A 24,425-nucleotide genomic window follows, 5' to 3' on the forward strand; every position below is an offset into this window, starting at 1 on the left:
GCTCCAACAGCAGTCGATAGAATGGGGAATCAGTTAAAAGAAGAAGGAGAAATCTGCGTAGATGGTCGGATCGTCCGGGTCGTCACCGGTGCCCTCGATCGACGACTTGGCCATGGTGGGCCAGGCCACCGATATCTGGCTGGTGAAGGCCTCTTCCCAGCTGAACTTGAGCAGGAGGCCGGCACCGGAGAAGGTGGCCCAGTCGTCGTAAACATCGTCCTCGTAGTTGTTCACCACGCCGTAGGCGCCGTCGGCGATCAGTGCCACCTGCACGATGTCGTTCAGGCGATTGCCGAACAGGCGGGGATTGAGTGCTTCGGGAAGGTCCAGATACCACTCGGCCGACAGCATCGCCGCCCTGTCCGCGGAGAAGTCGCGCACGTCGAAGGCGCGTACGCCATTGGCGCCGCCGAGGGAAAACTGCTCGAAGGCCGGCAGGCTCTTGTCGCTGTACTGCCAGCGGCTCTTGACGATCAGGCGCGACTTGTTGTCGCTGAAGGGCATGGGGATAAACAGCAGCGAGCTGGTATCCGCGGCGAACTTGCCAAAGTTGTCACCGCGTTCCGGATCCACCTCGTTCTGGTGTTCTCCGTACTGGATCTTGGCGTTCAGGATATTCAGCATCGGCACGGCGCCGTTCGACAGGCTGTCCATATAGAGCCCGAACTCGCCGCCGTAGACGTGATCGCCGGGCTCCGGCAGCTCGATAATGGCCTCCAGTTCGGACTCTTTGTCGGTCAGGCTGAATGAACCGGTCAGGTTGAAATCCCGCGAGCGGCGGAACTTGTGGTCCAGGGTCAGGGCGTAGCTCTCATTGACGCCGGTGATCTCCAGTAGGTTGATGACATTGTTTTTGTCATCGTTGTCGCGCAGGGAAAACTCGTTGTAGTCGACGGAAAACTGCAGGCGGGTGCGCGGTCCGAACAGCGGCAGGCTGTAGCGGAACTGGCCGAGATCCGAGCCGAACCCCGAAAGATTCTCCGTTTGATAGGATTTCAGGTAACCGATCGTCAGGGCATCGCCGATACCGAGGGGATTCAGCCAGTCTACCGAGGTAAAGGCGCGCTGGTCGCCGGTGAAAACGGAGCCGTGATTGTCGAAACGGGTTACGGCACGCCAGGATTGCTCGTCGCGCACCCGCAGGTTCAGCTTGGTTTCGCCGGGATTCTCCCCGGCACTGAAGTAGCCGGTGATATTCAGGCTCGGCAGGTCGTTCAGCAGGTAGAGTCCCTCCTCCACATTCTCGTGGCTGACCAGTTGGCCGCGCTGGTCTTCGAAAGGTTCGGCGAGTTGCTCGAGGGTGTACTTCTGATTGTTTTCCGCGACCACCTGGCCCAGCAGGCCCTCCTGCACCGTCAGGGTCACCACCCCGTCGCGGACTTCCTGCGCCGGGATCTGTACCTGGGCCAGGAACAGGCCCTGCCTGCGGTAGAAGCTGGTCAGTTCCGCGGCTATCTCCTCCAGGTCACCGAAGCTGAGTCCGCGCTCGGCATTCTGCTTATCGATGATGTTGACCAGCCTGTGCAGTTCGCGGGGCCCCAGGTTTTCCGCATCGTAGCGCGCGCCCATGCCGTCCAGCTGCAGCGCCAGTTCCTCCAGGTTCTCGGCGGTATAGCCGCCCGCGAGGATCTGGTCCTCCTTCATGAATTTAACCCGCAGTTCCTCGGCAAGCTTCTCCACGGTTTCCCGGTCGATACCGTATTCCGGGTATTCCTTGAGGCGATGGAATTCAAACTTCCTGACGGTGATCCGCGGTCCTTCGCTGCGCCGGGAAACCTCGGGGATATCCACATCCAGCTTGGGATCGCGGGCTTCTTGTGTGCGCTGCAGGAATTCCCGCGTCACATCCGTCTCGCTGACGGTGGGAATATCCTGGTCGAAGGCCTCCCTGACGCGGCTGCGGAAGCTGGACTCCCCCTCCTGCGAGTACCCCGCCGACGGCAGTAACAGCAAACCGGCTCCGACAATGGCCAACGGACTTCTGTAGCGCGCGAGCATATCCACCCCTTTACAAATCCCTGTAGCGATTCTTATGTTTCGGTAACGCGATAAATCCGGCCGGCATCAGGTGCGCCGGCCGGAGAAATATTCTCAGGTCAGTTCAGGTCCCGGGCGACCCGGAAGCCGGTGACAGTATCCGCCTCGCCGTTGTGATAGCGCTTGGTCGTCACCAGGCAGCGGCTCATCGGATCCTCGCGGCTGCCGCCCGCGGCCATCAGCTGGCCGTCCTCGCCCAGCACCCATTCCTGTACATTGCCCACCGGATTGACCAGCCCGAAGGCGTTGCCGGAGCCGGCCCCGGCGGCCACCAGCTCCGCCCCTTTTTCGATACCGCCGTACTTGAGGTGGCAGTTGCGGTCCGCCAGTTCCTGCTGGCCGTTGGCGCTGGCCGCGGCAAACCACTCCCGCTCGCCGGGGAGGCGATAGTCGTAGCCCGTCTGGGCACTCAGCCACTCCAGGTAGGCGCGCGCGTGGGAAATGTTGATGTTTTGTACCGGCAGGTCGTCGGCGCCCAGCGACAGATCCCCACAGCTACCGGTCGCGCGGCAGAACTGCTTGAACTCGCCGTTGCTGACTTCGTACTTGCCGACAACCAGTGGCACATGCTTGCTGCCTTTTACGACCACCATGGTCGGCGCATCTGCCCCGTTCGCCAGGCGATCGGCACAGGTGTAGCGGTCACCGCGACCGCCGCTGCCGGGGCGCAGGTGGCCACAGAAATCGAGTTTGAACTCCTGCAGTACCAGCTGGTTCGGCAGGAACGCCTGCGCTTCCTGCAACAGGGGCTCGGTACGGAGGGGGTCGGTCGCGGCCAGTTTGGTGAAACAGCCGTTCAGTTCCTCGCCCAGGACCGGGCGGACCTGTTGCGCCTTGGTCGCATCCAGCTCCGCCAGCCGGTTCAATTGGGTGGATACATCCCCGATGTTCATCTTGAAACCGCAGCGCAGCGCCAGCTCCATCTCGCCCAGTACGGCGTCTATCTGCCGCTGTTTCTCGCGCGCGGCTGCCAGGCGCTGCTGGCGCAGCTCCTGCTGCCGCAATCGCTCGGCCTCGCGCTCGGCGGCCAGCCGCTCGGCCTCGAGGCGCGCCCGAAGCTCCTCGCGCTCCTGGGCGAGCTGCGACTTGATGGCCGCGGCCTCGCTGGACTCCCCATACCAGTTGGCGGCACTGGCCAGCATGCCGTCCGCCTGGTCCAGGTTACCGAGATTCAGCTGGCCGGTGGCGGCGGAGATGAAGAGATCGTAGATCCGCTGGCGCGACGACTCCAGATAGCTTTCATCCGAAGGATTTAACTCGGCGTACTCCTGCAGTTCTACCCGTAGGTCGTCCTCCCAGGCCGGGGTCAGGATGCTCAACCCGATCAGGCGGTCGATGGCCTCGCGCTTGTCGGCGATACGCCGCTCCAGCGCCTCGCGCTGCAGCTTCTGCTCCAGCTCTGCCAGTTCAACCTTTGCCCGCGCCTGCTCGGCGGCACTCTTCTGTTCCAAGTGGTTGTAGGCTACACCTGCCCCCACCAGCAGGACGGTAAAGGCGGCACCCAGAACCCACTTCCAGGTGTTGTTGACGAAGAAGCGCTGGACAAATTCCTCTACCGTAGCGGTGCGGTTCGCGCGCTTCAGTTCCAGCGCGGATTCCAGTGCTCGCCACTGTTTGCGGCTCAGCCCCTTGATCCGCTCCGGTCTCAGCCTTTTCTCCAGGACCCGGTCCGCCGGCAACTTGTCGAATGGGTGCCTGCCGGCGAACAGCTCATAGGCCACACAGCCGAGGGCGTAGACGTCGTCACTGGGCGCCGGCTCGGCGCCCTTCAGCATTTCCAGGCTGGCGTAGGCGGGGGTCAGCGCGCCCAGGGTGCCGGCGTCGAACAGGGTCTTCTCACCGACGCCGGACACGCCGCCGGAGACGGCGCGCGCAATGCCGAAGTCGAATACCTTCGCCCCCTTCTTGTTGGTAACGAAAATATTGCCCGGCTTGAAATCCGAGTGGACGATGCTGTGGGAGTGGGCGTAGATCAGCGCCTGGGAGATATCGCGCAGGACCGAACAGGCCCGCTCGAATTCCAGGCCGACATCCGCGTGCTCGCGCAGCAGCTTGTCGAGCGGCGCACCCTCGAGAAACTCCATTGTCATGAAGACGCGATCGCCGTCCCGGTCGAAATCGTAGACGGTTACGATATTGGGGTGGGCCAGAGTCTGGGATTTACGCGCTTCGCGCTGCAGCGAGATAAAGGCATCGGGATGCTGGCGAAAGTCGTCGTTCAGCAGCTTGATTGCCACATAGGGTTCGCTGTCGTTGGCCTCCAGCTTGCGGCGGTCGAGGGCCTTGTACACGGCCCCCATGCCACCGCTCCCCAGCAGCTTGTCCAGCTCGAAGCGGCCCTTGATCACCGTTTTGGTGACGGCACCGGAAGACGAAGACTCAAAAAACACGGCCTCGCGCGCCGGGGCGGCAGCGACCAGGCGGGTGGCATCCGCGTTTTCGGCCGCTTTGGGAATCGGCTTGAATACCGTGGCGTCGGCGGTAAAGCCGGCCGCAGCGGTGGGAATCAGGCCGGGGTTGGAACTCACCGGGGGATGATCGTTGGCGCCGGTGTTGTCGCTACCGACGAAGACGGTCGTATCGCCATCGTCCAGCGCCTTCTCGATGGGTTTGGCTTCAGTAGACTTACCCGGCCTGGCTATACGCGTCTTATCGTTCAAATCCGCCTCCCTGGAAGATTCATTGCGACACATCCGAATGCCACATTGAGCATTTGACAACCCTGTCTTCGATAACTGGTCAACAAAGCAGGCGCGAAGTATACCGAAGGGCCTATACAGCAACAATGACCGCTCCGGAAAATGTGCTGACAAAAACTCTCCTGAATAAAACGGATGTGCAAACTTCCCGAAAAAATGTGATCGAAATCCTATTTCTCTCGCAAAATTACAAGCCATTACACGAGCGTTACTTCGGGAACGCACTTAGTGGAATTTTTTTCACTAGAAATTGGTGCCCGAGTCAGCAGCAAAATTAATCGAATAATTTCAACTTTGCGCTTTTGCCATTTAAATCGATTCACGAAGAAAAGAGCCAATCAAAAATGGGGTCAGAGTGAATATTCCGAAGGTTTCCATTCAGAAAGCAAAGCGGCGGACAATCGGCCTGGGAAATTCGTGCCAGAGTCGATTAAATAACTGAAAAACACGGTTTTTTTTTGCAAAAAGCTCTGCTTAAATGCGTCCAGTTGCCGTTGCGGCAAGACCTGAACTGCTGCGATTCCGCGGTGGTAAAGGATGAACCACCCATGTCACAGACCACACCACGAGGGATTACTCATGGCTATTTACATGAACTTCAACAACAACGCACCGAAAGGCAACGTAACCGCTAAGGGTTACGAAGACTGGATCGAGGTGGACAGCTTCAACTTTGGCGTCGGCCGCGGAATCAGCATGGAAGCCGGTGCCATGGCCAACCGCGAAGCTTCCCGCCCGAGCATCAGCGAGATCACCGTAACCAAGCGCATCGACTCCGCTTCCGGCGGCCTGTTCAAGGCCTCCGTCACCGGCGACGAGGGTGTCAAGGTTGAGTTCCACGTGGTCCAGACCGGGGCCAACTCCGTTGAGAAGTACGCGGTATACAAGCTGGAGGATGCGATGATCTCCTCCTACAGCATCAGTGCTTCCGCCGGCGGCGCTCCGCAGGAGTCCATCTCCCTGAGCTTCTCCAAGATCGAGGCCGACCTCAACCACGCGGACAAGACCAACAAGAACCCGAAGAATATGCGTGTGGGTTACAACCTGGCTACCGCCGAGGCGCTGTAAGCCGCTTTTCGGTTCTCACCGCAGGGGCCGAGGCCTGCAGCCAAGGGCTGCGGGCTGCGGCCCCTCGGTTTTTTAGCCGAGCGTTTCTGTGAGCGCTTCGCTAAAAAACCGGAACAGCGCAACGCGTAGTGCGCAAACTGCAAGCACCGTTAGGGATAGTTGGGGCTGAGTATGTCTACTCTCAATCAAGATAAACGAATGATCCACGTCGACAGCCCTGTCGGCAAGGACGCGTTCATTGCCACGGCACTGCAGGGTGAGGAACACATTTCCAAGCCATTCCGCTACGAGCTGCAGCTGCTGTCCGACAACCACACGATTACCCAGGGCGACATTGTCGGCAAGGCGTTGACGGTCTCGGTACATCACGCCAGGAAACCGCGCTTCATCAACGGTTTCGTGACCCACTTCTCGATGCTCGATGTCAATGCAGAGGGTATGCGCAGCTACAAGGCCGTGGTCCAGCCCGGATTCTGGTTCACCAGCCTCGGGGGCAAGAACCGCGTTTTCGAGAAAAAATCCGCCAAGCAGATACTGGAAGAGGTGCTGGGCGAATACAGCAAGGTTATCAAGCTGTCACTCAAACTCAACGGGGAATACATCACCCGGGAGTACTGCGTGCAGTTCGATGAGAGCGACTTTCAGTTCGTCAACCGGCTGATGGCCGAGGAGGGCATCGCCTACTACTTCAAGCACACGGACGGGCAACACGAACTGGTACTCTGCGACGACCCGCAGGACTTCTACGATTGCGAAAGCGAGAAGGTGGAGTACGACGGCGGCGGCAGCCACCCCACCAAGCACACCGTCAGCCAGTGGCAGCGCCACTTCAACTACCACGGCGGCGGCTTCGAGCTTAAGGACTATAGCGAATTCACCGTATCCAAAGACAACAAGCAGCAGGTGAAGACCACCAGCAAACTCAATGATGTCTCCAGCTATATACGCAGCCTCTATGGCCTGAACCATTTCGAGGCCGACGGCGAACACAAGCACAAATTCAAGGACAGCTACCACAAGGCCCTCGCCGAGCGCTCCATGGAGGCCCAGGAGGCAATGTTCGATATCGGCCAGGGCCGCAGCGACTGCCCGGGCTTCAGCGCCGGAGGCCGCTTCAACTTCGACCACACCCTGGCGACGGAGAAGGGCAAGTACCTGCTCACGTCCGTGCAGCTGTCCGTCACCGACAGCAACAACAAGGACACCCACTTCCACAACAGCTTCAGCTGCGTGCCTGCGGCTGTAATGCCGCGCCCGGATCCGCATATCTGTGCCAATCGCATTCACTCGCCGCAGGTGGCGCAGGTGTTGGAGGTCAAGGCCACCGCTTCCGACAGCTCCCAGGATCCCTACACCCAGGTCAAGGTGAAGTTCCCATGGAATTCCGCGCAGAACAGCTGCTGGGTGCGCGTGATGCAGTCCTTCGCCGGCAAAAACTGGGGAGCCAACTTCGTGCCCCGCGTGGGCCAGGAAGTGGTGGTGACCTATATCAACGGCGACCCGGACCGCCCGCTGATTACCGGCGCCGTCTACAACGGCGACAACCCGGGTCCCAACTACACCGCCACCCAGAGCGGCTGGAAAACCGAGTATGAGGGCAGCAAGTTCAATGAGCTGCGCTTCGACGACAAGGGCGGCAAGGAAGAGATCTACATGGAGGCCGGCAAGGACCACAACTTTGTGATCCACAACGACCAGACCGGCAAGATCGAGAACAAGCAGACCCTGGAGATCAAGCAGGATCGCAGCGTCACCGTCACCGACGGCAGCGAGACGGTCACCATTGCCAAGGGCGACCAGACCGTCAATATCGACAAGGGTAACCAGAAAACGACCCTCGGCGCCGGCAATCACACCCTCAAGATCAGCAAGGGCACCCAGACCACGGACGCCATGGGTGCGATCAAGATCACATCCAAGACCTCCATAGAGCTCAAGGTTGGAACCAGCAGTATCAAGCTGACCCCCGCCGGCATTACCATCAAGGGCACCACCCTGTCGTTCAAGGGCGATGCCACCGCTGAGGTCAAGGGCGGCGGCATGCTGACACTGAAAGGCGGCGTGACCATGATCAATTGATGGAGTTAGTTGAGTAATGACAGACCTGGTGAAAGTACAGGCCCTGACCGCCGCTGAGCTGTTGAAAAACTTCGACGTTAGCGAGGAGGCCGAGGAACACCTGGTACCGGATACCGCACCGGAAGTGAGTATCGACCGCCTGATGAAAGCCGGCCTCTACCCGGACGCCATCAAGCTGCTGGCACACGGACTGCCCAAGCGCGAGGCCGTCTGGTGGGCCTGCCTGGCGGCCCGCGATATCCAGAACCCGCAGACTGACGAGGACAATATCAACGCGCTCCTTGCCGCCGAGAGCTGGGCCGTGAAGCCGAGCGAAGAGGCCCGCCTGAAGTGCAAGGCCATGGGTGAGAAAACCAAACACAAGACCCCCGCCAGCTGGGCAGCCACCGCAGCCAGCTGGTGCCACGGCAGCCTGGCCGCGGAGGGCGAGCCGGCCATAGAGCCCCCCGACCACCTATACGCCCACGCCGTAGCCGGCAGCGTGACCCTGGCGGCTGTGTTATCAGACCCGGTGGATCCCGGCGAGCGCTTTATCCGCTACATGAAGCAGGGCCTGGACCTGGCCCGCGGCGGCAACGGCAGAGTAGAGGAATAGACATGGGAAAACCCGCTTCGCGCATAACAGACATGCACGTGTGCCCGATGGTGACCGGCACGGTTCCCCATGTCGGCGGCCCGATACTCAGCCCCGGCGGCCCCACGGTGATTATTGGCGGCATGCCTTCGGCCACGGTCGGCAGCACCTGCACCTGTGTGGGTCCGCCCGACACCATCGCCATGGGCAGTACGACCGTGATGATCCAGGGGAAGCCGGCGGCGCGGATGGGGGATACTACTGCGCATGGGGGCAAAATCGTGGTCGGGTACCCGACCGTACTGATTGGTGGATAGCCTTGAAGAAAGAGTTTTTTAACAAGTTTTACAAGCAATTTCGCATAGGCACAACAACCATTGTTGAAGACCAGCGACCCCGCGGGTCTGGTGTTTGCTCTGGTTATTATGCTGCCCGAAACGGCTTCAGCCCAGTTTCCAGTTTTCTTACAGGAACCTTTGCTCTGGTTCTTGTTCTTTTGAGCACGGAGATTTCTGCCATGTCACTATTCGATGCGGGAAAGGTATGCACTTTTTCGAGCATTTCCGGGGTCATCTTGAAAGACGGGAACCCTATTCCAAACATAACCGTAACCAGAACAACCTCTTACCAGAAAAAAAAGACAGATCAAACGAAAACTAACGACGACGGCTATTTTGAGATGCCCGCCCTGTTTGAGCGCAGTGCCTTAAGCTTGCTGCCGCAGGAGTTCGTAGTCGGTCAACTTCTGGTTGTTTCCATCGATGGCACAGAACACGTCATTTGGGATGGAGTAAAGCGTATCAAGGATGAAAACTCTGAGTCGAAAGGGAAACCACTGGTTGTGACCTGTGAAGTCAACAGTGAGAATCAAGTTATAGAGGTTGATGGCCAGCCTTTTATAACCAAGTGTACATGGGACGTTGTTCCGGACAATGTAAACAAGGGATTTTAGCTATGGAATTGACTCCACTACAGTCTGTCAGCCTTTCTCGAGACGTATACGCACTATCGAAACTTAACACAATTGAAGCTGCAATCGCCTATCTAAACAAAGAATACAATGGGAAGCTGGCATTCTTTGAAAACAATCTTCTGAAAGGCAAGACCGGAGGCCCCGGAGCCATAAAGGTCAGAACCGCTTTCGGCTTTCTACTAGTCGGCCAAGGAGAATATAAAGGCAACGCATATATATTGTTTCGTGGCACCCAGTACCTGGCAGACTGGTTGACCAACTTAAATATAACGCTTTCAAAGTCAGCCAGCGGGCAAGCAGTTCACGACGGATTCAACAAAGCATTCCAATCAATGTTGCCCCAAATCCGCCCTTTCGTGAATGCATTGCCGACCGGCACTGACGTTCACTGTCTTGGACATAGCCTAGGTGGGGCCCTCGCCACCATTGCTGCGGAATGGATATCAAAGAACACAGCGCACACCCCAAGACTGTATACCTATGGGAGCCCTAGAGTTGGATTGATAGGTTTCTCAGAGAAATGCACCAGTTTACTTCGGGAAGAAAATATATTTCGCGTGTACCACAGGACAGACATAGTCCCCTGCATACCAATATGGCCTTTTGTTCACACTCCAAGCTCAGATAAAGAATACTTTCTTCCCTCCCCAGGACTTGTTCCCTGGAAAACTTACCATGACATGGTTTTATATGGTAAATCGGTCGGTCAAAAATCCTGGGAACAGATATATGCAATGAGGCCGCCAAAGCGTACAGATTCCGGGGTGGAGACTTGGCTGAAATCGAATGCCGTTATTGGCCCCACCATATCAGCCATAGAGTGGATCAATGATGCCATAGTCTATGTACTCAAAAAGTGTTTCGAGTATGCGGGAAGAATCATAGACTTCGGAGCTTCGACCTACTTCACACTGATGGATCGACTTGCCTATATTATCAAGAAGGGAATTGATTTTGCAGAGGCTATATCTGGGTGGGTTCTTTTGCTGATGCGCAAGATAGCCCAATTTCTTGGCATGCGGAAACTTATTGAAGCTGCTGACCTTACACACGATTTTCTGCGCGGCTTACTACTTAAACTTTCTGCTCGAGTCAATGAAATCAGCAAGCAAGCATTGAGTAATACACTAGCTGACGGGCGGGCTATTTAAGCCCGTCAAAACCGGCCACCCACGAAATAAAATGCAGCATCAAGTATGACTGAAAATCTATCGGTGGCCGTACTTTTATGTTTTTTTGCCATAATATTGGCAATCATTGACTGCTATACGGCCGGCAGGAAGGGAAAGAAGAGTGAAAGTCTAGAGCGCAAATCTGACCGGTTGAGTGATCTTGTATTATTTGCACCCTTCATGGCGCTTTTCTATACGGAAAGCTTTTGGACCAGTTTGGTTTATACCTTACCGATCATTCTGGCTTCATACCTGGCGCAATTAACATGCTATAAGAAAGGCTGGCTGGATAGCCCGCCCGAAGTCATCGCGCTGGCTCCGGGCAGTTACCTGCTAACGATCATCGCCTACTTCATATTTTTCCACGAAGGTTTTGCTGAGGCCCCGCCACAGGAAGCGGCGGAAGCCAGCATTGACGGGCGATCCTCCTGGTCGGTCTACTGGGTTTCTGCGCTGTACGTCGTCTGTTTTCTGCTCGCCGCAGTGCCGAAGAAGCCGGATTCCGTCTTTCTGTCACTATTATTCTTGATTCCCGCAATCACCATCCTGCCCTTCTTCACCGGTCACTACTTCTGGTTCATGCTGCTGGGCTTTCTTTTCCTGCTCATCAGCGTTCGCAGGGGGCTCAGGAATTTGGAAACTGGCAGTGGCGGGGCACTTTCTGCGGTGGGCGGTTATTTTTATATGCTTTCCGCCTTCGCCAGCCTCGTGGTTTACGCGATTCTCTACTGACAATAAAGCAAAACGCTCGGCACGCCGGGCGTTTCGCGATGGACATGAAAAAATCAGCTTATCCGGTAGCTGAAATCGCCCTCCTCGGTCGCCCCCACATGGATGGCCGTAACTTCTTTGCCCTTGGCCATCCTGTCCAGGCACTCACTGGCCAGTGACGGCAGCAGGGTGCGGTTCAGTATCACCTCAATATTGCGCGCGCCGGTATCCGACTCCTGGCAGCGGGCGACGATATTGATCAGGACGTCCTCATCGTAGCTGAAGCCGGCTCCGTAGTGCTCCTTCACCCGCTTCTCGATGCGGCGCATATTGATCTTGCAGATCTCCACCAGGTCCTCGTCGTCCAGTGGGTAGTAGGCGATCACATTGGCGCGGCCGAGGAACGCGGGTTTGAATTTCTGCAGCAGATGCGGGCGGATATTGTCCAACAGCACATCCGGCTCCGGCTTTTCCTCCACCTGGCTGAAGATGGCGCGGATGGCCTCCTCACCGGCGTTGGAGGTCATGATAATCACGGTGTTCTTGAAGTCGATGTCGCGGCCCTCGCCGTCCTTGATGGTGCCCTTGTCGAACAGGTTGTAGAAAATATCCTGCACACCCGGGTGGGCCTTTTCCATCTCGTCCAGCAGTATCACCGAATAGGGCTTGCGGCGCGCCGCCTCGGTGAGTACGCCGCCCTCGCCGTAGCCGACGTAGCCGGGCGGGGAGCCCAGCAGCATGGAGACCTTGTGCTCCTCCTTGAACTCGGCCATGTTGATGGTGGTGATGTTCTGCTCGCCGCCGAACAACTCGTCCGCCAGGGCCAGGGCGGTTTCGGTCTTGCCCACGCCGCTGGTGCCGCAGAACATAAACACCCCCACCGGTTTGCGCGGATCGGTGAGGCCGGCGCGGGAGGTGCGGATGGCCTGCGCCACCGCCTCTATGGCGTGGGGCTGGCCGATTACGCGCTTGTTCAGGCGCTCGGCCAGGGTCTGTATTGCGACTATCTCGTCGCTGACCATCTTGCCCACCGGGATACCGGTCCAGTTGGCCACCACCTCGGCGATCGCCTGCTCGTCCACCGCCGGCTGCATTAGCGGTGTATCGCCCTGCACTTCCGCCAGTTGGGCGTGCAGGGACTGCAGCTGCTGTTTCAGGTCCGCCATCATGGCCTGATCCGCAGATTCGCTCTGGAATTGTTCCTCTATCTGGTCGCGCAGCTTGTGTATCTGCTCGATCAGCTCAAGCTCGTGGGTGCGCTGGTTTTCCAGCTTTGCCAGCCGCTGTTCGGCCTGGGCCTGCTCTTCGGCCAGGGCCTGCAGCTGCTCCTCGTGGGCGCCGCTGGCCGCGTTCTCACGCTGCAGCTTTTCGCTGGTCGTCCTGGCGCGAGCAATGGTGCGCCTGGCATCCTCGATCGCACCCGGCGTCGCCGACTGGCCAAGGGCCACGCGCGCGCAGGCGGTGTCCAGCAGGCTGACGGACTTGTCCGGCAGCTGTCGGCCGGGGATATAGCGGTGGGACAGTGTTACCGAGGCGACCACGGCCTCGTCGAGAATGCGCACCCGGTGGTGTTCCTCCAGCGTCGTGGCGATGCCGCGCATCATATCGATGGCCTTGTCCTCGCTCGGCTCCTCGACCTTTACCACCTGGAAGCGCCGGGTCAGGGCCGGATCGCGCTCGAAGTATTTCTTGTACTCGGCCCAGGTGGTGGCGGCGATGGTGCGCAGCTCGCCGCGCGCCAGGGCCGGCTTGAGCAGGTTGGCGGCGTCCCCCTGCCCCTCCTTGCCGCCGGCGCCGATCATGGTGTGCGCCTCGTCGATAAACAAGATGATCGGTGTGGCCGAGGCGCGCACCTCCGCGATCACCGACTTGAGGCGATTCTCGAACTCGCCCTTGACGCTGGCACCCGCCTGCAACAGGCCCAGATCCAGGGTGCGCACGGCCACGCCCTTCAAGGGTTCCGGCACGTCGCCGCTGACGATGCGCAGGGCGAAGCCCTCGACCACCGCGGTCTTGCCGACGCCGGCCTCGCCGGTCAGTATCGGGTTGTTCTGCCGGCGGCGGGTGAGAATATCGATACACTGGCGTATCTCCTCGTCCCGACCCAGCACCGGATCTATCTCGCCCTTCTGCGCGCGCTCGGTGAGATTGACGGTGTACTTGTCCAGCGCCGGCGCCTTGCTCGCCGCCGCGGCGACGGCGTTCGCACCCTCCTCCCCGCCGGCAGCACTGACGTGATTGGATTCGCCGCTGTGGCCGAACATGGCGCGGGCGGTCTCGCGGATGGACTCGGGGGCAATATTCTTAAGTTCCGGGCAGGACTCCAGCAGCTGGCGGCGGGAGGTCTCCTCCAGCAGCAGCGCCGCCAGCAGGTGGCCGGAGCTGATGGCGCGGTGGCCGTAGTCGATGGAGGCGAGCATCCAGGCGTTCTTGGCCCCCTCGACGATGGTCGGCGACAGCGCCGCCGGCCGGCTGCTGCCGGACTTGAAGCCGGCGATGGCGGTCGCCAGCTGTTTGGCCAGGTGCGAAGGATTGCAGTCGTGTTTCTCCAGCAGGTGGTAGAGATCCGTATCCGACTGGTCCAGCAGTTTCAGCAGCCAGTGCTCCAGTTCCACGTTGTACTGGCTCTGCGCCAGGCAGAGCCCCGCCGCGCCCTCGAGGGAATCGCGCATGTGCGGCGTCATGGTATCCACCAGCCGTTTCAGGTCGATATTGATCATTGGCAAAGTTCCTTTTTTCTGTTTTCGGATTGGCAATCAGGCTGCGGGGAGAGCCTCGTCCGGGGAGACCCGGTCGGCGCTCAGGGTGATCTGCACCCGCCGGTCGCCCTCGCATTCACCGGCCATATGGGTATTCCAGCCCAGCAGCGGCTGGAGCGCTTCTTCCCGGCTCAGCTGCGCCGGCGCCACCTGGCCGGTAAACAGGGTCACGGAGATGTCGAAATCCATCTCCACGCCGGCGCTGAACTGGATAAAGGACTTGAGTGCTTCCAGCTTGCCGGAGCCCGGGGCTATGGCCATAAACTGCTCGTAGGCCATGGGTTCGATCACCACGCGAAACTTGTTCTGGGCCTGGAAACACTGGGTGCCGAGTACCGTGTTGACGCCCAGGCAGTTGTTGACGCCCTGGGGGTACCCGGGGCCCGGCAGGCGACAGAGCACATCCTCCGGCAAGTCGTCCCACTGGCCGCGAAACTGCTCGATGCTGACGTCGAGGCCGAAATAGTGGCGGATCATCCCGGCCAGGGCGGCGGCGGAGCACTGCTGCCGGCTCAGGTGCCCGGCCATGCCCAGCAGCGCCTCGTCCGGCAGCGGCATGCGGTAGCGCATCTCGCTGGTGCCCAGCCCGGCCAGGGAGGCCAGCGCGTGACTGAAGAGGTCCGGCTCCCGCTCGCGGCGCAGGTGCTGGCGCTCGTAATTCACCGGCAGCTGGTACTTGTGCCAGGCCTGGTAGAAGAGCGACACGTGGCGGTGGTTGAACAGGTCGAGGAAGTCGCGCAGCGCGGTGTTCTTTTCCCGCAGTTCCTTCAGCACCAGCTCGGTCAGGTAGTAGGGCATTACCCCCTGGCTGCCGATCAGGCCGGTGAAGCCCACTTCCATGCGCCACTGGCTGAGTTCACCGCCTGCGCCTTCGCGCTGTTCCAGGCGCTGTACATCGGCGCCGTTGAACGACAGGCCGGACTGCGCACTGAAGCGCACCAGCTCCCGCGACGGCGGCGCCGAGCCGGCGATAGGCTCCCGGGCGCAGCCGTCGCCGCCCATCACCGCCGCGCGCTCCAGCAGCCGCACCGCCTGGAAGAAGTCGAAGCGGTAGGGCTCGCGGCGCAGGCGCTCGATTACAGTAAGGCTTTGTCGCCGGCGCGAGGTGGCCATCGCTTCAGCTCTCCATCCCTGCCACTCATGGTGGCGATCAGGCGGGTAAAGGAATTCAGGGAACAGTAGAGGCCGAGGAAGCGCTCGATCACACTGGCGAACAGCAGCGGACTGGAGCCGGCCAGCATCATCGAATCCAGCTCTATCTGCACCTCGGTGCCGCGGCACAGCACCACGCTCTGGTCTATCTGAATGGGCGCGGTGATGGGCCGCGTGTTCAGTTTCAGCAGCGACTCGATCAGGTTGCGGGTGCTGGCGGAATCGCGGAAATCGTAAAGGCGGAATATCTCCTTCAGCGCCTCGCAGCCGCCGCTGGCGGACAGGGACAGGTGATTCAGGTTCAGGTGTGAGATCAGCCGCCAGTAGCCCCGCTCGCGCCGCGGCGGCCGCAGTGTGGCCGTGGGTGAGACGACGCAGCTGATACGGCTCGCCGGCGCATCGCCGTCGACTATTTCCAGGTAGGGCTGGGCGTTGCCGCTGGGCAGTTTCTTCGGCAGGTTGCGGTTGCAGCAGGTCAGCTGCAGGTCGAGGGTCTGGTCGCTGATGCGGTGCGGGTTGAAGTCCAGGTCCACCAGGCAGATGTCCAACTCCGATGCCTGCTCGTTGCGGTGCTCGCCCTCGATCACGTCGCGGCGGCGGCTGAACCAGAAGGCGGACTGCTGGGCGTGGTGCTGGCTGTGCTGGATGCCATAAAAGGGGCGGTAGCCGGTGGTCACACCACTGCCGTCCGTCGCGCTGACGGCATCGATGGAATAGATCTCCAGGCCGTCGCTGCGACGCGCATCGGGCACTACGTGGTAACTGTACTGGGCGTGGCTGAGCGGAATCGGGTCGGCGGTCTGCGGGAACAGGTTGACCACCGGTGTGCAGCCGAGGGCAAACATGCTCGCGGCTATCTGCTTTTCCAGTTCGTCGTGGTTTTCCGCCAGGTAGAAATAGAGGTTCAGCGTATCGCCGTAGCTGTCGTTCAGCGCGGACTGCAGCCCGTTGATATCGATAAAGTGGAACTTCTCCGGGAAGGCGAAGTACTCGGTCAGCAGGCGGTAGCCGCTAAAGGCAGTGTCCGGATAGGGCAGCAGCCCCTGGTCCGGCTCCAGGCCCACCTGCTGTAGCGCGTCCGCCTCCAGGAAAGTTGGCTTCGGATCCGCCTCCCCGTTGGCGACCACCAGTTTGACGCACTTGCTCAGCAGCAGGTCGTAGAGGGCGTAGATATGGCTTGACTGGCCGCGCAGGAAGAAGCGCAACTGCTCGGGCCGGATTTCGGCAAAGCTAAGGTCCGGGCTCAGGGTTTTCAGGGAAAGCTTCAGTACCGCGTTGGCTCCCTGGATGTCGTTGCAGCCCGGCGCGATAAAGGGGCGCGGCATCAGGCTGGCGCTGACCGCCTGGAATGGGCAGATATCCACCGGGTAGCGGCTGGTGAAGCGGCAGGTCTGGCCCTGGAAGCTCTCGGTTTCCAGCAGGGTATCCGCATCCACACGGGTGATTCCGTCCAGGTCCGGCTCCGGCTCGAACTGCACTATGGCGCAGGAGGGTATCGGCCTCAGGTAGTGCGGGTAGAGGGTCTCCAGCATCGCGTCGGTGAGCTCGGGGAAGTCGTCGCTGAGCTTCTGCTGCACCCGCGCATTCATATAGGCGAAGCCGGACATCAGTCGCCCCACCAATGGATCGTCGACGGTGTCCGTGTCGAGCTGCAGGCGCGAGGCCGCGGCCGGGTGCATGCGCGCAAACTCGGCAGCGGTCTGCTGCACAAACGCCAGCTCCCGCTCGTAGAGGTCTATCAGTTTTTCGCTCATTTGGGCATCTCTAGAAATTGTAGCGAGCGGGTGGCTGGTGGTGGCCGCCGGAACGCAGTGAGCGGAACGTACTTTAGTACGTGAGGATTCGACCGGGCTGGCGCACCAGCACCGCCGGACGCCGCCACACACACGCGCAGTAGATTTATCGAGATGCCCATTACATTATCTCCGACACATCGACTGTCTGGGTCACCGGATTCAGGGCCGAATCAAAGACGATGACCTCCGATGCGGGATTCACGTGCAGGACCGCCTCGACGCGGAAGCGGATACTGGGGTCCTCCACATCCACCTTGTCCTGGGTGGTCACCTTCACCGAGCGGATGCGCGGCTCGAAATCCAGTATGGTTTTCTCGATTTCCCGGCAGAAGCGCTTGCGGCTGTCCAGGGACGACAGGTTGATCGTCGACAGGTCCGGCAGGCCGTAGTTGATATTGGAATGTTCCAGGTGCGCGTGTGTCTCGGGCGCCGACAGGCAGCGGTAGCGGGTGTTGAACAGGTATTCCAGGTCCCGCCGGACCCCCTCGCGCAGCTGTCTCAGGACCTGGTGCGGCTGGTGCAGGTCCATGTTGCGGGACGTCTCCAACAGGCGATCCAGTACCGGCGCCAGCAGGCGCTTCTCTCTTGCCATGGCTATTGCACCGTCCCTATCTGTGCCAGGGCCGTGGTCAGTTTCAGCTCCGAAACCAGGTGATCCACGGTGTAGTGGCTCTTCAGGTGAATGACACTCTGGTAGCTGCCCACCCTGCCCGGCTCATCCACCACCCGTACCCTGGCCTCGCGCAGGGGGTAACGGGCGAGCATTTCCCAGGACAGGTCGTCGCGGCCGGTGGTGTAGCGGTCCAGCCACTGCTGCAGCTGGCGCTCGCAGTCGCCAGCATTCATGTAGGCCCCCACCTTGTCCCGGATCATCACCTTGATGTAGTGGGCGAAACGGGACGCGCACAGGATCTGCTGCAGCATGGAACTGATGCGGGCGTTGGCGGTGGCCGCCTTGGTGGTGTACAGCTTGGGGCGCTGCAGCGAGGGCACACTGTTGAAGGCGCTGTAGGGGGTGTCGTAGCAGTGGCAGAGACAGGCGAAGCCCAGCTCCCCCAGGTCCCGCTCGACGAAGTCGGTCACCAGGATGGAGGTGGACATGCGCACCATGCCCGGTTTGCTGTCCGGCCTGTAGGGAATCGCCGGCAACTGGGATACTAGGCCGCCGCCCAGGTGATCGCGCGCGACACCGCGGATATGGGAGAACCAGCCCACCTCGCTGAACTCGCGGATCAGTACCATCCCCAGGGCGAAGCAGGCATTGCCCCACAGGTAGTTCCGGTTGTGGGAGGCCGCCACCTGCTCGGCGAAGCGCAGGCCGCGGTAGCTGGAAAACTCCGTGTTGTAGGGCTGGCGTAACAGCACCTGCGGCAGGGTCACCGCGAGGAAGCGGCTGTCCTCCAGATCCCGCAGGCCGTTCCAGCGAATGTATTGCTTCTGTCGGAACACCTCGGCGAAATCGATCGGCTTGGCCAGGTCGTCGAAGTGGTCTATGCCGAACAGTTGCGGCGTCGCCGCGCAGACGAAGGGTGCGAAGGCGGCGGCCGCGGTGTGGGAGATGCCCTGCAGCGTGAAGACGTCGTCGTAGGGGTGGTCGGCAAAGGGCCGGTGGGATACATAATAGTCCCCCAACAGCAGGCCGAAGGGCTCGCCGCCGGGGGTGCCGAACTCCTCGTTGTAGACCAGGTGAAAGAGACCCGACTGGTCGAAGTCCGGCGCCCTTTCCATATCCTTGCTGAGATCCCGCCAGCTGAGGTCCAGCAGCTTGATCTTGATGTTGTCCGAGTGCGGCGCGCTGTGCACAAGCATCGACAGCCCGCGCCAGCTGGCCTCCAGACGCTGGAAACCCGGGTGGTGCAGTATGGCGTTGAGCTGGTCGCAGATGGCCTCGTCCAGTTCCGCCACCAGGCGGCTCAGCCACTGTCGCACCGTAAACTGCTCCCTGTGCGGGCAGGGACAGATCTCCGTCAGCCAGTATTCGAAGGCGAAGAGATCGTCCGGCTCGTCAAGGAATTTCTTCAATGCGCTGCGCCCGGCATCCATCAGCTGCGGGGGCAGCAACTGATCGCGATCACTGGAAAATTGCTCGGTCGGTGCAGCGGGCACGGAAAAACTCCCACAGATATTAACGGGCCGGGAAGCGCGCGATCTCCCGGCTGGATTGTGACTTTCAGTCTGGGGAAAGGCCCGCCCGGGAGGGCAGGCCCCGGGTCTTATCCCGCGGTGGGAATATTGGCCACCATGCGCATGGAGGTGGTCAGTTCCTCCATTTGCAGCCATGGCTTCAGGTAGGCCACCGCGCTGAAGCAACCGGGCTGGCCCGGGATTTCCTTCACCTCGACCCGCGCCTCGGCCAGCGGGTACTTGGCTTTCATTTCCGCGCTGGCTTCCGGGTTGGAGTTGGTGTACTGGGTGATCCACTTGTTCAGCCAACGCTCGCAGTCGCTCGCCTCCATAAAGGAGCCCACCTTGTCCCGCGCCATCACCTTCAGGTAATGGGCGATGCGCGACGTGGCCATCAGGTAGGGCAGGCGTGCGGAGATGGCGGCGTTGGCGGTCGCATCCGGATCGTCGTAAGTTTTTGGCTTCTGGGTGCTCTGGGAACCGAAGAACACCGAGTAATCGGTATTCTTGTAGTGGCACAGGGGCAGGAAGCCCTGGGCACTGAGCTCCGCCTCACGGCGGTCGGTGATGCCGATTTCGGTCGGGCACTTCTGGTCCAGGTCGCCGTCGTCACTCTTGAAGAGATGCGTCGGCAGGCCCTCGACTTTGCCGCCGCCCTCGGCGCCGCGGATGGCAGTACACCAGGAGTTCTCCGCGAAGGCGCGGGTCATGGTGGTGCCCATCACATAGGCGGCGTTCATCCAGCAGTACTGATTGTGCTCCGCCGGGCGCGACATGCCGGATTCGTCCACCTCGAACTCCTCGAAGTCAAAGGACTCGATCGGTTTGGTGTTGGCGCCGTAGGGCGTGCGCGCCAGGGTGCGCGGCATTACCAGGGTGACGAAGCGGGAGTCCTCGCTGTCGCGGAAGCTGCGCCACTTGATGTACTCGCCGGACTCGAAGATGCCGCCCAGGTCGCGGGGCTTGGACAACTCGGTGAAGTCTTCAAAGCCGAACATGCCGGCGCCGGCGGCGGAGATAAACGGACAGAAACCGGCGGCGGCCACGTTGGACATCTTGCTCAGCAGTTCGATATCCTCCGGGTGGCTGGTGAATTCGAAGTCGCCGATCATGCAGCCGAAAGGCTCGCCGCCGGCGGTGCCGAATTCCTCTTCGTAAATCTTCTTGAAAGTCTGGCTCTGGTCGAACTCCACCGCCTTGTCCAGGTCCCGGAACAACTCGCGCTTGCTCAGGTTGAGCATGCGGATCTTCAGGGTGGCCCCGGTCTCGCTGTTCATGACCAGGTGGTGCAGGCCGCGCCAGGAGCCCTCCAGCTTCTGGAACTTGCTGTCGTGCAGTATCGCCGACAGCTGCTTGGACATGGCCTGGTCGATGGCCTGGACCGCTTTCTTGATCGTCTGCGTCAGGTTGCGGTCCCAGGTGACGGTGCCCTTCAGTACCTGCTCGGTGAGGTTGGCGATCAGGTCCTGCGCTTCCTGGGGCTCCGTCTGCTTGGTGGCGGCAATGGCCTGCTCCAGCAGATTGACCGATTGCTCTTCGGTTTCGCTTTCCGCTACGTTTTCTACTTCGGTGCTCATTCTGATTCCTCTTCCTTCTTATCGCCCAGGCCCAGTTGCTCGGAGATGGCACCGACGTTTTCGGTGCTCTTCAGAATGTCCTCGAGGACTTTTTCCAGTTCCTCGGAGCGGTCCGCCTTGCTCAGCAGGTCGCGCAGCTTGCTGCGCGCCTCGAGCAGCTGCTTCAGCGGCTCCACCTGCTGCACTATCTGCTCCGGGGAGAAGTCGTCCATGTGATTGAAATCCAGGTCGACACCCAGCTTGCTGCCGTCGCCGGCGAGGGTGTTCTCCACCTGCAGGTTCAGCTTCGGATTGACCTTGGCCATGACGTCGTTGAAGTTGTCGCGGTCGATCTGCACGAACTTGCGCTCTTTCAGGGCCTTGCGGTTCTCGGCGTTGTCACCGGAGTAGTCCCCCATGACGCCGGCCACGAAGGGCAATTCCTTCTTTACTTCGGCTCCGTTGGTTTCCACATCGTAGGTAATGTGCACGCGCGGCTTGCGCACGCGCTTCAGTTTGTTGTGGATGCTCTCAGACATCTCAGGTCTCCTTTCCTAATTTAGGGACTGCGAATCGTGAAATGGTTACCAGCCTACGCTGGCCTCGGCCTGCGGCTCCCCGCTCCAGGCTTCATCGGCGGGGGCCGCCTCTGTGGCACCGGCCGGTTCTGCCGCGGCGGCGGGTGCGGGTGAGGGCGCACTCGCCGGCGGCGCCACGTAGCGGCGGGTGTCGGAGCCGTCCAGCCTGACGCCGGTCAGCTGCGAATAGACGGCCCGCGACTGGTCGTCCGGCAGCAGCTCGGTCATCAGTTCGGAAACCGTCATGCGGCCCCAGCCGATCAAGCGCTCCAGGCCGGGGGCCAGGGGTGTATGGGGCTCATAGGTGCGGAAGTATTTGGCCGCTGCCTCCAGCAGCCTGAGTGCGTCCTCCCGCGACGCCACTGGTCCGGCGGCGACGGCGACTGCAGCGGGCGCTGCCGCAGCCTGCACCGCTGCCACCGGCTCGGCGGACTCGCTTTCTGCCTCTGCGGCGGACGCGGCCAGGGCCTCCAGCTGCGCCTTGTAGATAAAGCGGGTGGTGCGCAGGACCTCGTCCAGCAGGGTGCTGATATTGGTCGACGGCGGCGCATCCTGGCCGCAGCTCGCGCGCAGCGCATCGTTGATGCCCTTGTAGTGGGCTATGGCGGCCTCGATGGTTTCCACCAGGTTCTGCGCCCACTCGTTGCTGGCCGCATTCACGCACTGGTCGATCTCGGCGAGGCTGTAGCCCAGGGTCTCGACGCGGGCCGCCTTGGCCTCGTCATCGGCGATGCGGTCGGCATCGCGGGCCTGCTGGTGCTGGAAAAATGAAAAGGCCCCGTAATCCCCTTCCGGCGTGATCTCGGCGCTGCGGATCGGCATCAGCAATGTGCCGTCGCCGCCGTCGCCGTTCAGCCCCGCCAGGGGCGCCACCTTGGTTTCCAGGCCGTCCTCGTCGGGTTCCGGGTAGAGGCTGTCCCAGTAATCCGCAACCAGCCGCTCGATCAGCACAAAGCCGTCGCGCAGACCGGTAAAACCGTGCAGGCGGATAAGCGCCTCGGTGTACCAGCTGGCGACCTCCAGGTCTTTGCTCTGGCCGGCAAGGATTTTCTCGGCGGACCTGGCCACGTCACGCCAGGGCGCCAGCAGGTCGGCATCAGTGTCGTCGAACATCGCCGAGCGCTCGGCGGCACGGGCGCTGTTGCGGGCGTCCTTGATGGTGTAGTAATCGGAGGTGGGGGAGCGGTCCTCGCGAATATCGCTGCCGCCTGGCTGGTCCTCAGTAATTGGCGCAACCAGTGCATCTATGTCTATTACGTGGGGGAAGGCCATGTAAGATCCTTTTATTCAATCAATCCCTTAAACTGAATTTTCTTGGAAGAGTACATTGTGCAGCCATCTAATCAAGATAAATACTACCTTGAGAAAAAAATCTTATGAAAAATGTGTACTGAATACAGAATTAATCAAATAAATTTTACGAAACGAATTCCTCGACAGAACCCTGCACAAACGTACCTGTTTCCATGCCCCGCGCGCCAGTCCTCACATTGAAAGCCGAAATAATTCGATTAAAGATCGGCTTTTGTCGATCGAAGTCCCGGCCGTCGCACCACAGGAAAATCGTATAGAAATTCTGCTCGCATTGAAAATGTGCAATCAGGTAGCGAATCGAAGTTCCGTCCAACTGCGCGGACATCTCGGCGATACACAGCGGCAAACGCTCGTGCCGGGAATTTGCAGGGCCGGACAACAACTGTCCCGCCGACACCCTCGCCACACACTGCTGTAACTGTGCGGCAGCGTATGCCGACAGGGTCAGGGTCAGCGGCAGTTCCCGCCGCGCCTGTTTCAGGATGACGACATAGTGGTGCTTTTCCCGGTCGCCGGCCTGGAGCAGGGCGCCGGGATTGAGGTCGGTGCAGGGTTGCCAGGCGCGGGGCATACAGAGGGAAATCATGGAATCTGCACTGTAGTGCCTTACCATGTCAGGCCCGGCAGCCTGGTGTCTCCTCTGCCGCGCTTCACCGGTGCGGAAGACGACACGATTGCCCAGCAGCAGCTCCGAATGCCAGCCCCCGCTCCACAGGGCCCGGACTATCTTTTCCGCCTGCTGCCGCTCTTCTGCCCGCTTGATCACCCGGCGGGAACCGGACAGCAGGCGCTTGACCTGATCGAAGTCCAGCCCGAACTTGTGGCACAGCGTATCTATCCCCTGGCGGCGACTGAAGCCGTCGCGCAGCGCCCCCGTAAAGACAACCTCAAAAGACATTCTTGTAACCTGCGTTCCGTGCATTGATTTGACACCCGCAAATACGCGGATTCAGCGGCAGTCCATGTTGCCCCGAAAAAAATCTTCCTCAGTCGCGTTTTGCTCGCGATAGTAGCAGCGACAATTCCAGTCGCCCAAGACAATAACTGAAAATTGAGAAGCCGATCAATTACAGTTTATTACAGCAATCTTTCAAAAAAATCCGCATCCACAGAAGCCGGGAATATTGCCCTGACTAGCCCCCTCAACAGTTCACCGTCACCACTGCAGGCTCTGTGCGCCGAGCATGGACGCGTAGAGGGTCGGCTCCGGCAGGGCGGGACAGAGCAGCGCGGTGGGCGCCAGGTGCTGCGAGCCGGCGCACCACCAGAGACCGAAACTCTGGTGGTGCTGCCGGTACAACTGGTTGAGCAATCCCGGATAACTGCTGGTGATTCCACTTCCGTCGCCGGTGGCCATATGGATTCCGCCGGCGCCCCCGGGCGCATCCGCGGCGGGGACATTGTCCGGAAAGGCCGGGAAGCGCTCCGTCAGCTCGTCGGCCTGGAGCGCGTTCTGCAGCGCCTCCACGGCCAGGTCCGACAGCTGCCGGTACCAGTCATCCGCGCCCGGCTGCAGCGCGAACGGATTGCCCCTGCCGGAAACCGGGGCCGCCAGGGTCAGGGGAAAATACCGTCCCACACTGTCGACACTGGGCACCAGCACGCCGGCCCAGGCGTGCTCGTCTAGCACCCCGGCGGACAGGGCGAAGCGCCAGATGGGGCTGGTGAGGAAATAGTCCAGCCAGGATTCCCCCACCAGCTCGCGGGAACCGTGCACGGCCCGCTGCAGCCACTCGTCCCAGGGAGTCACAAAGCTGGCGGGCAGCTGGCGCTGGATGAAGTCGCCGTGCCCCGGCAGCTTGCCGAAGAGTCCCACTGTGTTTGCCACCCTGC

Annotated in this window: 19 protein-coding genes; 7 read left to right on the top strand and 12 right to left on the bottom strand. The window is 60.6% G+C overall.

Translation table 11 applies throughout. The features are described 5' to 3' along the window. Positions 1-33: 33 nt before the first annotated feature. Positions 34-1,998, bottom strand: a complete 1,965-nt coding sequence (locus tag AC6R19_RS03565; protein ID WP_500578165.1) for a ShlB/FhaC/HecB family hemolysin secretion/activation protein — start codon at positions 1,996-1,998, stop codon at positions 34-36. Between the two features lie 98 nt (positions 1,999-2,096). Then, the gene (locus AC6R19_RS03570) at positions 2,097-4,697 is read right to left on the bottom strand and encodes a bifunctional serine/threonine-protein kinase/formylglycine-generating enzyme family protein (protein ID WP_500578167.1); all 2,601 of its coding nucleotides are present in this window, start codon (positions 4,695-4,697) and stop codon (positions 2,097-2,099) included. 618 nt (positions 4,698-5,315) lie between these two features. On the opposite strand from AC6R19_RS03570, the gene AC6R19_RS03575 reads away from it, so the two are divergent. From AC6R19_RS03575 to AC6R19_RS03605, 7 genes are all read left to right on the top strand, one after another. Continuing rightward, positions 5,316-5,804 (top strand): Hcp family type VI secretion system effector, encoded by a 489-nt coding sequence (locus AC6R19_RS03575; RefSeq protein WP_500578168.1) that lies wholly within the window; start codon positions 5,316-5,318, stop codon positions 5,802-5,804. 198 nt (positions 5,805-6,002) lie between these two features. After that, the gene (locus AC6R19_RS03580) at positions 6,003-7,883 is read left to right on the top strand and encodes a type VI secretion system Vgr family protein (RefSeq protein WP_500578170.1); all 1,881 of its coding nucleotides are present in this window, start codon (positions 6,003-6,005) and stop codon (positions 7,881-7,883) included. A 16-nt stretch (positions 7,884-7,899) separates the two neighbouring features. After that, positions 7,900-8,478 (top strand): DUF6931 family protein, encoded by a 579-nt coding sequence (locus AC6R19_RS03585; protein ID WP_500578171.1) that lies wholly within the window; start codon positions 7,900-7,902, stop codon positions 8,476-8,478. A 2-nt stretch (positions 8,479-8,480) separates the two neighbouring features. After that, positions 8,481-8,774, top strand: coding sequence for a PAAR domain-containing protein (locus AC6R19_RS03590; protein WP_500578173.1), 294 nt, complete (start codon positions 8,481-8,483; stop codon positions 8,772-8,774). A gap of 2 nt (positions 8,775-8,776) precedes the next feature. Next, positions 8,777-9,409 (top strand): DUF6795 domain-containing protein, encoded by a 633-nt coding sequence (locus tag AC6R19_RS03595; RefSeq protein ID WP_500578175.1) that lies wholly within the window; start codon positions 8,777-8,779, stop codon positions 9,407-9,409. Positions 9,410-9,411: 2 nt separating this feature from the next. Next, positions 9,412-10,581: a lipase family protein gene (locus tag AC6R19_RS03600; protein WP_500578176.1), complete on the top strand. Its 1,170-nt coding sequence runs from the start codon at positions 9,412-9,414 to the stop codon at positions 10,579-10,581. A gap of 45 nt (positions 10,582-10,626) precedes the next feature. Continuing rightward, positions 10,627-11,334 (top strand): hypothetical protein, encoded by a 708-nt coding sequence (locus AC6R19_RS03605; RefSeq protein ID WP_500578177.1) that lies wholly within the window; start codon positions 10,627-10,629, stop codon positions 11,332-11,334. Between the two features lie 53 nt (positions 11,335-11,387). Here AC6R19_RS03605 and tssH read toward each other — a convergent pair whose 3' ends face one another. The 10 genes from tssH to tagF form a co-directional block, all read right to left on the bottom strand. Beyond that, a complete protein-coding gene (gene tssH, locus AC6R19_RS03610; protein ID WP_500578178.1) occupies positions 11,388-14,033 on the bottom strand; it encodes a type VI secretion system ATPase TssH in 2,646 nt (881 codons plus the stop codon). Between the two features lie 36 nt (positions 14,034-14,069). Then, entirely contained in the window at positions 14,070-15,185 is a 1,116-nt protein-coding gene (gene tssG / locus AC6R19_RS03615; protein ID WP_500578180.1) for a type VI secretion system baseplate subunit TssG, read from the bottom strand. After that, positions 15,149-16,978: a type VI secretion system baseplate subunit TssF gene (gene tssF, locus AC6R19_RS03620; protein ID WP_500578181.1), complete on the bottom strand. Its 1,830-nt coding sequence runs from the start codon at positions 16,976-16,978 to the stop codon at positions 15,149-15,151. The genes tssG and tssF overlap by 37 nt, the downstream gene beginning before the upstream one ends. 160 nt (positions 16,979-17,138) lie before the next feature. After that, positions 17,139-17,612 (bottom strand): type VI secretion system baseplate subunit TssE, encoded by a 474-nt coding sequence (gene tssE / locus AC6R19_RS03625; RefSeq protein ID WP_500578183.1) that lies wholly within the window; start codon positions 17,610-17,612, stop codon positions 17,139-17,141. A 2-nt stretch (positions 17,613-17,614) separates the two neighbouring features. After that, positions 17,615-19,126 (bottom strand): type VI secretion system contractile sheath large subunit, encoded by a 1,512-nt coding sequence (gene tssC, locus AC6R19_RS03630; protein ID WP_500578184.1) that lies wholly within the window; start codon positions 19,124-19,126, stop codon positions 17,615-17,617. Positions 19,127-19,233: 107 nt separating this feature from the next. Then, positions 19,234-20,721, bottom strand: coding sequence for a type VI secretion system contractile sheath large subunit (gene tssC, locus AC6R19_RS03635; RefSeq protein ID WP_500578185.1), 1,488 nt, complete (start codon positions 20,719-20,721; stop codon positions 19,234-19,236). After that, positions 20,718-21,239 carry a type VI secretion system contractile sheath small subunit gene (gene tssB, locus AC6R19_RS03640; RefSeq protein WP_500578186.1) on the bottom strand — a complete coding sequence of 174 codons (522 nt, stop codon included), beginning with the start codon at positions 21,237-21,239 and terminating at the stop codon, positions 20,718-20,720. Before tssB ends, tssC (AC6R19_RS03635) begins: the two co-directional genes overlap by 4 nt. Before the next feature lie 45 nt (positions 21,240-21,284). Further along, a complete protein-coding gene (tssA, locus tag AC6R19_RS03645) occupies positions 21,285-22,550 on the bottom strand; it encodes a type VI secretion system protein TssA (RefSeq protein ID WP_500578187.1) in 1,266 nt (421 codons plus the stop codon). Between the two features lie 145 nt (positions 22,551-22,695). Beyond that, positions 22,696-23,490 carry a hypothetical protein gene (locus AC6R19_RS03650; protein WP_500578189.1) on the bottom strand — a complete coding sequence of 265 codons (795 nt, stop codon included), beginning with the start codon at positions 23,488-23,490 and terminating at the stop codon, positions 22,696-22,698. Positions 23,491-23,748: 258 nt separating this feature from the next. Then, entirely contained in the window at positions 23,749-24,420 is a 672-nt protein-coding gene (gene tagF / locus AC6R19_RS03655) for a type VI secretion system-associated protein TagF (protein WP_500578191.1), read from the bottom strand. Positions 24,421-24,425 lie beyond the last annotated feature (5 nt).

The sequence above is a fragment of the Microbulbifer sp. SE14 genome, from assembly GCF_059834885.1.